The sequence below is a fragment of the Acetivibrio sp. genome (assembly GCF_035371925.1).
Classification (GTDB): Bacteria; Bacillota; Clostridia; order Acetivibrionales; family Acetivibrionaceae; genus Hungateiclostridium.
In genome coordinates, this window is sequence record NZ_DAORXT010000003.1 from 31,530 (window position 1) to 43,998 (window position 12,469).

Sequence of the window (12,469 nt, forward strand, 5' to 3'; positions counted from 1 at the left end):
GGTAGAAATTGGCTGATAGCATTAGCCGCGAGCCAATGCTGGATATGTTTATATTTGAGACACTCCAGTTATTGGATCAGTTGGAGCAATCCCTTATTAGCAGTGAGAAGGAAAGCGGTTTTGAATCTTCGATAGATGAAATTTTTAGAATCATGCACACAATAAAGGGCTCGGCAGCCATGATGCTCTTTGATGATATATCAAAGCTTGCCCATTCTATTGAAGACATGTTTTTTTATCTTCGGGAGGAAAAGCCGGGCAACATTAATTCTACAGAAATTACAGATATTGTGCTAAACGGAGTTGACTTTATAAAAAATGAGACAGCAAAGCTTGAAAATGGCCAAGAACCTGATGGAGACGCCACTGACCTCATAAAAGAAATAAGGGACTACTTGAGCAATTTAAAAAGCATAAACAATGACGGGAATAATCCTATTAATTCTGACTTACATAATACTCCGGAGATTGAAAAAGATCAAAAATACTATATAAGCTCAAATAGTGGAGCAGCAACTCCAAAGAGTCATAAATACGAGGCTATACTTAAATTTGAAGACGAGTGTGGTATGGAGAACATAAGGGCGTTTTCCGTGATTCATGATTTAAAGGAAATAGCCGATGTAAATTGCTTCTATCCTGAGGATGTTATTGAAGGCGGCGGAAAAAGCGAAAACAGTGAGATCATCCGCAAGGAAGGCTTCAGAGTGGTGTTCAGTACCGATTTGGGGCTTGATGAGGTAAGAGAAAGATTATCCCATACCATTCTGCTAAAAAGTCTCGAAGTTTATGTGATAAATGAAGACCTTGAGGATATAATGGGCGAGATGACAGATAATGGGGAAGACGAACCAAAAGAACAAGAAGTAAAGAACCCCGAAAAAGATAATGCTTCGAGTGATTCTTTTATCACTTTAGAACAAAACGAGGGTTCTTTTGACAAGAAACCTTTACCTGAGAGAAAATCAAATCCGTCGGGTGAGAATGCCGGAGCTTCAAACAAACAGAGTGTTATAAGTGTTAACATAGCAAAGCTTGACAAGCTAATGGATTTGGTCGGTGAAATAGTTATTTCCGAAGCCATGGTTACACAGAATCCCGACCTTCAAGGGCTTCAGCTCGACAATTTTCACAAGGCAGCAAGACAGCTTAACAAGCTGACAAATGAGCTTCAGGATGTAGTAATGTCAATTCGTATGGTTCCGCTGTCAATGACTTTCCAAAAGATGAACAGGATAGTCAGGGATATGGGTAAAAAACTGAACAAGTCAATAGAACTGGAAATAATAGGAGAGGAAACCGAGGTTGACAAAAATATTATTGAGCGCATATCCGACCCTCTCATTCACCTTATAAGAAATGCTGTAGACCACGGACTTGAGGATTCTGAGGAGAGGGTGGCAAAGGGAAAACCTCCTGCCGGAAAGATTACTCTTGAGGCTAAAAATGCAGGAGGAGATGTATGGATATTTGTAAAGGATGACGGAAGAGGACTTGACCGGGAAAAAATACTTAAAAAGGCAAGGGAAGCAGGCCTAATACACAAGCCGGAGAACGAGCTTACGGATAAAGAAATATATTCATTTATCTTTATGCCCGGTTTTTCAACAAAGGAAAAAGTGACCGAATTTTCCGGGCGCGGTGTGGGAATGGATATAGTAAGCAATAACATCTCCATGGTGGGCGGAACGATTTTTGTTGACAGTGTACCGGATAATGGAACGATAATTTCTATTAAGCTGCCTCTGACCTTGGCAATTATCAACGGTATGAGTATTAAAGTCGGAAAATCGAGATATACAATACCCACCATATCAATCAAAGAATCCTTTAAAGTAAAGAATGAGGCTATAATCACAGACTCCGAAGGCAATGAAATGATTATGGTAAGAGGCGAAGTTTATCCTGTATTAAGACTTCACAGATTCTATAAAATCGACACTGAAATTCAAAACATAAATGACGGAATAATTGTTATGGTTGAAAATGATTCCAAGGTAATATGCATATTTGCGGATGAACTTTTAGGCGAACAACAGGTGGTAGTCAAGGCACTGCCAAAGTATATAAAGAAGGTAAAAGGTATTGGAGGCTGTACGCTTTTAGGTGACGGAAGCATAAGCCTCATATTGGATGTTGCAGGATTGGTGGAAATAAAATAGGAGGGATTTAATTATGAGCGAAGCATTGGAAAATGTTTTGGAATATGAAGAGGATACTCAAAAAGGCAAGTATCTTACGTTTGTTATTGGAAAAGAGGTATATGGCATAGAGATTAAGTACGTTACCGAGATAATAGGAATACAGCAGATAACTGAAGTTCCCGAATTGCCGGAATATATTAAAGGTATAATAAACTTGAGAGGAAAGATTATACCTGTTTTGGATGTAAGGCTGAGATTTAAAAAAGAACCGATGGAGTACAATGACAGGACATGTATTGTGGTTGTCGACATAAAGGATGTATCCGTAGGTCTTATTGTGGACAGCGTTGCAGAAGTGGTGGCCATTCCAGACGAAAATATTGTGCCTCCTCCGGAAGCAAATACCGGTTTTAGCAACCGCTACATTAAGGAAATCGGAAAAGTCGGTGATGAAGTCAAGCTTCTTTTAGACTGCAACAAGCTCTTGAATGACGAAGAGTGCGAAAATCTGCTCAATATATAAAAATAGTTTAATTGGTGAGATGGTATGCTAAATATTACCAACAAAGAATTTGACAAGCTTGCTTCCTATGTCAAAAGCAACTATGGCATAAATTTGACTGAAAAGAAAAAGACATTGGTTGTGGGAAGACTGCAAAATATCTTGCAACAGATGAACTTCAAAAGCTTTTCCGATTACTATGACTATGTGATGTCCGATACAACCGGAGAAGCAGTGACAACACTAATAAACAAAATAACCACAAATCACACCTTCTTTTTGAGGGAGCCGGACCATTTTGATTTTTTTGCTTCAACGGTATTGCCTTATCTTTCTGTTTCCATAAAGGGACCGTTGGATCTTAGGATATGGAGTGCAGGCTGCTCAAGCGGTGAGGAACCCTATACTCTTGCGATGATAATTGCAGACTTTTTTGGCGCGCAAAAAAATTTGTGGGACACAAGAATTTTGGCAACAGATATCTCAATGAATGTACTCCAAAAAGCCAAAAGCGGCATTTATTCAAATGAGCGTATCGAAGGGGTTCCTGAGACGTGGAAAAGGAAATATTTCAGAAAGATAGACGAGAACAATTGGGCTGTGGCGGACAGTATTCGAAATGATGTTATATTCAGGATTTTTAATCTTATGAATACTGTCTTCCCGTTCAAAAGAAAGTTTCATGTCATATTCTGCAGAAATGTGATGATATATTTCGATCAGCAGACGAAAATGGAACTGGTGAATAGGTTCTATGAGTATACTGAGCCGGGAGGATATTTGTTTATTGGACATTCCGAGTCTTTAAACCGCGAAGAAACCAAGTACAAATATGTTATGCCGGCAGTCTATAGAAAGGAATAGATAGAGCTTGGATACTATGAGAACCAGCATTAAACGAAAAATAAAAGTCTTGGTAGTTGATGATTCTCTCTTGTTTAGAGAAAGGATTTCCAAGGGAATAGCTCAGGATGCGGCAATTGAGGTGGTGGCAACTGCATCGAACCCTTATGAGGCCAGAGACAAAATTGTTGAGTTTAAGCCTGATGTTATGACCCTTGACGTTGAAATGCCGAGAATGAATGGAATTGAGTTCTTAAGGCGGCTTATGCCTCAATATCCTATTCCCGTTGTTGTGGTAAGTGCTGTAAGTCATAATGTATTTGATGCTCTGAATGCCGGTGCTGTTGATTTCGTTACAAAGCCGGACTTATCGACTCAAAAAGGATTTGACTTTTTAATAAATGAGCTGATAATAAAGATAAAAATAGCTTCAACAGCAAAAGTGGGGCATTGGAAAAGAGAATATGACGCTTCAAAAGACATTGGGAGCATAAACAGCAGACCTTCAAATAAAATAATTGCCATTGGTGCATCCACCGGAGGTACTGAAGCAATATTCAACCTTCTAAAATCGTTTCCAAGGGATATACCCGGAACTGTTATTGTTCAGCACATGCCTCCGGTATTTACCAGGATGTATGCAGAAAGGCTGAACAACACATGCCTTATGGAAGTCAGGGAGGCAAAACACGGTGACAGGGTTTGCCCGGGGACGGTACTTATTGCTCCGGGGGACTATCATATGACAATTAAAAAAAGCGGAACAGGATATATAGTAGAGTGTAATAAAGGAGAAAAGGTAAGCGGGCATTGTCCGTCAGTGGATGTGCTTTTCAATTCCGTTGCCCAAGAAGCCGGAAAAAATGCCATAGGCATAATACTTACAGGTATGGGCAAGGATGGTGCAAAAGGGCTTTTGGCCATGAGACAAAAAGGAGCACGAACAGTAGGACAGGATGAAAAATCCTGTGTCGTATACGGTATGCCGAAGGTTGCCTTTGAAATGGGTGCTGTTGAAAAGCAGGCTTCTTTGGAATCAATACCGCAATTGGTATATTCAATGCTGTAATAAGTTGCTTGGGGATATAGATTTGAAATGTAAAAAATGAGGTGAGCGACGATTTGAATGAGGACCTCGAAGTACTGGTAGCGGGAAATGACGAGAAGCTTACAACTGCCATAGAAAATGTTTTTTTCGATATGGGGTACAAGTGTTTTCTAAGAAGTGTCGGAACCCTTGATGAATTGAAATATAGTTTTTTGGTGAACAATACCTTTGACATTGTGTTTTTTGACTGTTCTTCAGATATTTTGTTTTCCGATGTGATAGAGCTCATAAAAAAGCTCAATGACAAGGTGCCGATTATTGCATTATTGGAAGAAGACAGCGGTGAACAAGGGCTTGAAATGATGAAATCGGGAGCTTCAGATTATTGTATCAGGAAAGATACTGCAAGGCTCAAATCCATTGTATTTGGAAAGTGCAGGGAGCTTGAGCATAAAAGAGATAAAAAAAAATTTGAAATCGGTTTGATGGAGGAAAATGAAAGACTGGTAACAACTTTGGAGAGTATAGGAGACGGTGTAATTGTTACCGACGAAAAGGGACAGGTAGTTATGATGAACAAAGCTGCACAGGAACTTACAGGTTATTCGTCTTGCTACTCAATAGGAAAGCCACTCTCTGAAGTTTTTGTGATAATAAACGGCATAACTCAGGAACCTGAGACAAGTCCTTATGAAAGGGTTTTGATTGAGCGTAAAACCGTAGGGCTCAGGAAGAATACCATGCTGGTGTCGAAAGATGGAAGCCTAAGATATGTTTCGGCAAGCACTGCCCCCATAAAAAATTCTGACGGAACAATAATGGGCGTGGTTGTGGTTTTCAGAGACATAACAAGAATAAGGAAAGCGGAAGAGAAACTTCATAAGTTATCCCAGGCAGTGGAACAAAGTCCCAGTATTATTGTGATAGCAGATATTCATGGAAATATTGAATATGTAAATCCCAGGTTTACTGAGGTTACGGGATACAGCATTAATGAAGTAATTGGAGAAAGCCTTTTCTTCATGGAGATTAGAGAAGACAGCATAGAAAAATACGATGAAATGATTGAGTCAATATTTTCAGGCAAGGAGTGGAGGGGGGAAATCAGGCATAAATCAAAAAATGATGTAATATTTTGGGAATATGCATGCTATTCTCCCATAATTAACTCAGAAGGTGTCATAACCAATTACCTTAAAGTTTCAGAAGACATTACCGAAAGGAAGCTAATGTCGGAGAACCTTTTTAAAGCAAAGGAAGCAGCTGAAGCTGCAAACCGGGCAAAGAGCGAATTTCTCGCAAATATGAGTCATGAGATACGAACTCCCCTAAACGGTATAATCGGAATGACAAATCTTACTTTGCAGACAGAATTGACCGAGGAACAGAAGGAAAACCTTAATATTATAAATTCGTGTGCAGATCTGCTCCTTAGGGTTATAAACGATATTTTGGACTATTCAAAGATAGAAGCCGGTAAAATGACTTTGGAAAATGTCAAGTTCGATTTTCTAAACCTTTTGGACAAGACATACAAGTCTCATATTGTACAAGCAAACGACAAAGGGCTTCGATTCAGCTACACTGTAAAAAAAGGAATACCGCGAATTTTGGTGGGGGACCCCGGACGTTTTCAGCAGGTTTTAAACAACTTGATTTCCAATGCCATAAAGTTTACTGATGTGGGAGAGGTAAAAATAGATGCTGATATTGCAGAAAGAAGAGACGACTCTATAAAGCTAAAACTCACTGTTTCAGATACGGGTATAGGCATAGATGACGATAAGATAGGCAGGCTGTTTAAAAGCTTCAGCCAGGGTGACAGTTCCATTACCCGAAAGTATGGAGGTACGGGCTTGGGGCTTGCAATTTCAAAACAGCTTGTAGAAATGATGGGTGGTGAAATCTGGGTCAAAAGCCAAAAGGGAAAAGGAAGTACTTTCTGTTTTACAGTAAGTTTCAGGCTAAAAGACAAAGGCAGCGCCAATACAGAATATTCGTCAGATGTTTGCGACGGCATACCCGAACGAAAGCTTAACATACTTCTTGCCGAGGATGACAAGGTCAATCAGAGGGTAATAGCCGGAATGCTGAAAAAAGGTCAGTATTCTCTTACAATTGCAGAGAATGGCTTTGAGGCAATAAAGCTATTCGAAGAAAACGAATTTGACCTAATACTCATGGATATTCAGATGCCGCAAATGGATGGTATCGAAGCTACGAAGAGAATAAGAAAGATGGAGGAAGGAACTTTCAGGCATATTCCGATAATTGCAGTTACCGCACATGCTTTTCAAAATGAGAGGGAAAAGTTTTTAGAAGCGGGAATGGATGATTTTATTCCCAAGCCCTTTTCCTTTGATAATGTTTATGCAGTAATAAACAGAGTTTTGTACCGTGATGAACAATCCGGTGACAATATAGAGGAAAGAAAAGAAGATGAAAATACATATTTTAAGCTCAGTAAAGAAGTGAATGAGTCTTCGGATAAAAATGAAGTCATGCAAAATTTGAGTTTTGAGGATATGATGGAGAGGCTTAAACTTTCCATATTGAATAAAAACATGGCAGCAGTTGATAAAAGCGCTTTAGCAGTAAAAGAGCTTGCACAAGACAAGGGGTATGACAAGGTAAAAAGTCTTGCTTTCAAGATACAGCTTCTTGCGAGGAAAAACCAGCCGGAGGATGTTCAAAAACTTTATGAAGAGCTAAAGCAGGAGGTTGACAAACTTTATTAAGTAAGAATTATATATACAATAATATCCATGGAAAGGGGTTTTAAAATGAGGATACTAATTGCAGAAGACGATTATGCTAGCAGGAAGTTTTTGTACAAGTTTCTTTCTTCCTACGGGGAATGCGACATTACTATAGACGGAATTGAAGCAGTTGACGCATTTATGCTCGCCCTTGACGAAGGAAAACCCTACGACTTGGTATGCCTCGATATCATGATGCCCAAGCTTGACGGAACAAAGGCTTTAAAGGCAATAAGAGATGTGGAAAAGCAAAAGGGAATTGAAGGAGACAATCGGGTAAAGGTTATAATGACAACGGCTTTGAATGATACGACCAATGTCTATACTGCATTTGAATCCGGCTGTGAAGCTTATGCAGCAAAACCCATAGATACAGAGAAGTTTGCGGAGGTTTTGAAAAAAATAGGGTTAGTTTTTAGCAGTGAATCAAAATAGCATACGAAAGCAAAAGGGGAAATAATGTCCCCTTTTGTTTGAATTTGGCCTCTTGGAATGAAATGAAAGAGGCAAAAGCGAAGGGACTCGATGTCCCGAGCTTTTATTGTTATTTGAAAACCTTCTTTTTGAGGCGTTTTAACAGACCGTCTTTGTTTTTTTCTCTCCACATTCCTATGGAACGGTCTACATTTTCAAAATGCTTGTCGAGCTTGCTTTCAAGTCTTCGGATATTGTTTTCCAGACATGCACCAAGCTCGAGCTTTGTTTTGCTAAGCTCATTGGACATATGCTCCTTTGCTAACTCTACCTCTTGAGAAAAGCTGTTGGTCAGTTGCTTTTCGAATTCCTGGAAGAAAGTCTTTATATCAACAACGCTTTCGCTGTAATTTTGCCTTGCAACAGGCACACTAATATCCTCGGTTACGACCGGCGGGGGCTCTGTTATTACATTTTCGGATTGGAGGATTTTTTTTATGGCTTTAATCTCAAGTCCTTCATCCCTCATGGCCTTAATCTTGTACATGATATTGGCAAGCTCCGGAGTGTAGTACCTCCTGCCCCTTTTGTCCTTTGGAACATATAGATTGAACTCCCTTTCATAATATCTTAAAGTATGATTGGTAACATTGAGATATTCGCTAAGCTCTGTGATAGTATAACGGTCTTTAATGACTTCCACGTAAATACCTCCATTTCTTTTTGAAGCATATTTATAATGCAGGTTCGAATTACACTTTCCAGAAGTAAACGGCCTTGTGCATTTTGATGTACAGCCAATAGGTTTTTTTGGACCAAAAGACTAAAAAAATAATACCTTTGCAATGAAGGCAAGTACTATAATAACACCATTACCTTATTGTGTAAATGTTTGGGTGATTATTTTCTCAATATTTCCAAAGCGGATTTCATGTCATCGGGTATCGGAGCAGTAATTTCAAGGTTTTTTTTCGTAAAAGGATGCACAAAGACAGCTCTTTGGGAGTGGAGGGCTTGTCTTTCAAGAATTTCGCAAGTTACAGGAGGAATATTGCTTTGGGGAATACGGGATTTATTGCCCAAAAGAGAGTAGGGAGTGCCGGCAAAAGGGTATAGGGTATCCCCGACAAGAGGATGACCGATTGCTTGGCAATGCACCCTTATCTGATGGGTTCTTCCGGTCTCTAACCGAAATTTTACCAAGGTAGCGTTATTTAGACGCTCAAGTACCGTGTAATGCGTCACTGCATTATCCCCATCCGGGGAAATGTGCCTTAGCATAATACTTCCGGGTTTTCGGGCTATGGGAAGGTCTATAGTCCCGCTGTCATCTTCCAATACATTGTGCACAATGCCGATGTATTCTTTGAGAAAGGTTTTGTCATTCATCTGCTGAATAAGAAATTCTTGGGTATAAGGATTTTTGGCAAATATAATAATGCCTGAGGTATCTCTGTCCAGCCTTATAACCGGGCGAATCTTTTTCTCAATTCCTTTTTTCTTAAGATGAAACGACACGGCATTGGCAAGGGTGCCGGTGGGGTGAGAGCATGTAGGATGAACCACGATACCGGGTTGCTTGTTTAAAGCAATAATAGATTCATCTTCATAGATTATGTCTATGGGTATGTCTTCGGGTTCAATAAAGATACCCGATTCATCAAAGTCGAGATCCGCTTCGATTATGTCGTTTTCAGAGACAATGGCATTGACATAAACAGGACGGCCGTTGCACAGAATTTTGCCCTGGTGCTTTAACTTTTTAATGAGCCTTTCGGAAAGATTAAGCTGTTTTTTCAATATATATTTTACGGTTTTGCCCGAAGTTTCCTTATCAACTCTATATTTTAAATTCAAATGATATCACCATATAAATATTATTACAGCATCTTCAAAAATTCAAGGCCCTTGAAACGGAGAAATCTTAATTGCTTTATCAATAGTTTTGCCTAAAAACCGTTTTTGCTATAAAATCTCGAGTTTGACAGTTGATAAATATAAAAGAGGCGATAAACGTTAAAATTTAAAGGTTTACGCCTCTGTTCTATTCTTCAAAAATGTTGTATGGAATGGCCTTTAATAATTTTTCTTACACCTTTTGCTAAGTTCCTTTGGTAGTTAATATCGAATCTGTTCAGCTCGCAAAACATCTTTACGAGTTCCTTTTCAAATTGACGAAGTCCAGCAAAAATTTGAATAGGTCATAAACCTGTTTAGAAGGCCAGGATTGAAGCTGATTTTTTGGTCTTTTGTGATATAACTTGACTAAATTTTTCGTAAAAAAGGTCCATTTATGGATGGGTTTCAGACTTTTTGATATTTTATTTTAGATACTAACTGTCAAACTTCCGCCTGAAAGTACTATTGCATCTTTCATGATTTTTTCACAAAAAAAGCATTGTTTTTTCAATTTGATTTTAAAATTCAATGGTATACTATAAGCTAAGTAAAAATGCTGCAAAACCGGTTTTGGAGTACAGTTGGTTTATAATTTAAAATTAATATTTTATGTAAAGGGGATGAAATGAAAATGAAAAACGCAATTAAAAAACTTAAATTAGCTGCTTTTGTATTTGTATTATTTGCAGCCGTTGGAGGCTTCAACCTGCTTTTTGGCATAAATACAGCACATGCCGCAACTACTTATAAATCTGATGATGGTAAATGGGAATTTACGGATGATGGAGTCATTATGAAATACTTAAAAAACGATGAATCTATAGTAACAATACCGGAGAAGCTTACTGCAAACGGTGTTTCTTATGACATAAAAAAAGTGGATTGGTATGCAATACGTGATAATAAAGCAATAACTGAAATCAATATTGGTCCTAATATTGTAGATGTGGGTTTGAGCCCTTTTGCAAATTTGAAATCTTTACAAAAAATTAATGTAAGTCCGGAAAATGAGTATTATTGTGATGTTAACGGAGTTTTATACAACAAACAAAAGAAAGTATTGATTAAATATCCGATGAATAGTCCCAATAAGGTTTTAAATCTGCCCGATTCATTTTTATACTGTGCCAGCGTGAGTTCAATAGAAAAGGCTGAAAAGGTTGAGTTATTAAGGATTTCAGCGAAATATTACATTTATCCGTTAAGTAACGGGGTGTTACTGGAACCTGAAAAGTTTCCGAATTTAAAATTAATTGTTGTTTCACCGGAGAATACCAAACTTACTGCAGAAGAAGGGGTTCTTTACAGTCATGATATGACTACACTTTACTGGTACCCTCCGAAAAAGGAATCATCCAGCTTCACTATACCGGACAGTGTTAAAACAATAGAATCCAAAGCGTTTTCAAACGCTATATATTTGGAAAATTTAAACTTGACACCATATATAGAAAAAATAAAATGTAGTTTTGATGGATGCAATATAACATCCATTAACAACATAAAAACCAGAGAGGAATATATAAATTGGGATCCTGCAATTAAATCCGTATTTCAGAAACACATTGCAGTACTTGAAAATCTACCTTTCTCAATATCCTTGGTGGAACAGGAAGTTGAATATGCTGTGGACAGCTATATAAAAGAAGGCATGAAAGATTGTGAAAAGGTTTATGCATTATATACTTATGCAACAAATAAAGTGTCTTACACAACGGGAGCTACAAGTGATTCTAAAAATCATTGTATTTCTTCAGTATTCCTTGGAGATGAAACGGTTTGTGAAGGATATGCATTGGCTATGTCTCTATTGTTAGACAGGGTAGGAATACCAAACTGCTGTGTTGTTGGAGGCAATCATGCTTGGAACCTGGTGCAGGTCAATGGAGTATGGTTACAAATTGATGCTACATGGGATGATAATGATGTAAAAGATCGTCCGGGTAAACTTTATTTTTTGAAAAGTATAAGTGAGTATGAAAAAACAGGACATCCACTGTACAAATCCAATATTGACAAAGAATTCACAAAATATAGTTTTGGTGTGGATAAGTCTATTTATAATAATAATTTACCGGAATGTAATATAATCATAGGAGATATAAACAAAGACGGTGTATTGGACGATATGGATAAGCACCATATGATAAATGAAATACAAGGCTATGCCAAGTACTCTTACCTGGGATACTATAATATACTTGCGGATGTAAATTTTGACGGAAAAATAGATATGGATGATTATGATTGTCTTTGTGAAAAAATTATGATACTAAACAAGAACGGGCTTACTGGTGATCTTAACCATAATGGCATACATGACGAAGAAGATTTGGTTCTTTTAAGATATGAAATTGAGAAGTTTAACTCACAACCGGGATATTACAATATACTTGCGGATCTTGATAATAACAGGGTAATAGATGAGGTTGATTATATGCTGCTTGAGATCTGCGTGGAACTTCAAAAATACCAGTAAAAGCCTTTATTATGTAATCAAACATTAAAGTATAATTAATAAGACGGCATAGGTTAAATGGGTTAAGTTTAAATATGCCGTTTTTTTTTGTCGGCTTCAATTTTTCAAAAATGTTGTATGGAATGGCCTTTAATAGTTTTTCTTACACCTTTTGCCAAGTTCTTTTGGCAGGTAGTATTGCTTATCTAATCCCAGAGCAAATACTCCATCTAATGCAGTTAACGTTTTTGAACCTGTATATTGTGAAGCGTAACGAAAATCTGAAATATCAAGGTGTATCTCCATATCAACTTTGTGTTATTCTTCGCTTCTTCATTGTACTTAGCGACCTGTTCTTTTGCGTAAGCAAGAGGGTCATCAGTAATTTTAAGGAGTTACGAG

The 12,469-nt window shown here is 38.0% G+C and carries 9 protein-coding genes; 7 read left to right on the plus strand and 2 right to left on the minus strand.

Annotated features, from left to right (window positions below; translation table 11 throughout):
* Nucleotides 1–8 precede the first annotated feature (8 nt).
* Genes PLH43_RS00890 through PLH43_RS00915 form a run of 6 tightly spaced genes read left to right on the plus strand, consistent with a single transcriptional unit; the run spans nt 9 to nt 7,731 of the window.
* Nucleotides 9–2,162 carry a chemotaxis protein CheA gene (locus PLH43_RS00890; protein WP_324359113.1) on the plus strand — a complete coding sequence of 718 codons (2,154 nt, stop codon included), beginning with the start codon at nt 9–11 and terminating at the stop codon, nt 2,160–2,162.
* A 13-nt stretch (nt 2,163–2,175) separates the two neighbouring features.
* Nucleotides 2,176–2,667, plus strand: a complete 492-nt coding sequence (locus PLH43_RS00895) for a chemotaxis protein CheW (protein ID WP_324359114.1) — start codon at nt 2,176–2,178, stop codon at nt 2,665–2,667.
* Between the two features lie 24 nt (nt 2,668–2,691).
* Nucleotides 2,692–3,510 carry a protein-glutamate O-methyltransferase CheR gene (locus PLH43_RS00900; RefSeq protein ID WP_324359116.1) on the plus strand — a complete coding sequence of 273 codons (819 nt, stop codon included), beginning with the start codon at nt 2,692–2,694 and terminating at the stop codon, nt 3,508–3,510.
* Between the two features lie 16 nt (nt 3,511–3,526).
* The gene (locus tag PLH43_RS00905; RefSeq protein ID WP_324359175.1) at nt 3,527–4,558 is read left to right on the plus strand and encodes a chemotaxis response regulator protein-glutamate methylesterase; all 1,032 of its coding nucleotides are present in this window, start codon (nt 3,527–3,529) and stop codon (nt 4,556–4,558) included.
* Nucleotides 4,559–4,611: 53 nt separating this feature from the next.
* On the plus strand, nt 4,612–7,275 hold the full coding sequence (locus tag PLH43_RS00910; protein WP_324359119.1) for a PAS domain S-box protein: 2,664 nt from the start codon (nt 4,612–4,614) through the stop codon (nt 7,273–7,275).
* Nucleotides 7,276–7,320: 45 nt separating this feature from the next.
* The gene (locus PLH43_RS00915) at nt 7,321–7,731 is read left to right on the plus strand and encodes a response regulator (protein ID WP_324359121.1); all 411 of its coding nucleotides are present in this window, start codon (nt 7,321–7,323) and stop codon (nt 7,729–7,731) included.
* Between the two features lie 109 nt (nt 7,732–7,840).
* On the opposite strand, the gene PLH43_RS00920 is transcribed toward PLH43_RS00915, so the two are convergent.
* Nucleotides 7,841–8,413, minus strand: coding sequence for a MerR family transcriptional regulator (locus PLH43_RS00920; RefSeq protein ID WP_324359123.1), 573 nt, complete (start codon nt 8,411–8,413; stop codon nt 7,841–7,843).
* Between the two features lie 197 nt (nt 8,414–8,610).
* On the minus strand, nt 8,611–9,567 hold the full coding sequence (locus PLH43_RS00925) for an RluA family pseudouridine synthase (RefSeq protein WP_324359125.1): 957 nt from the start codon (nt 9,565–9,567) through the stop codon (nt 8,611–8,613).
* A gap of 667 nt (nt 9,568–10,234) precedes the next feature.
* On the opposite strand from PLH43_RS00925, the gene PLH43_RS00930 reads away from it, so the two are divergent.
* Nucleotides 10,235–12,088: a leucine-rich repeat protein gene (locus PLH43_RS00930; RefSeq protein WP_324359127.1), complete on the plus strand. Its 1,854-nt coding sequence runs from the start codon at nt 10,235–10,237 to the stop codon at nt 12,086–12,088.
* Nucleotides 12,089–12,469 lie beyond the last annotated feature (381 nt).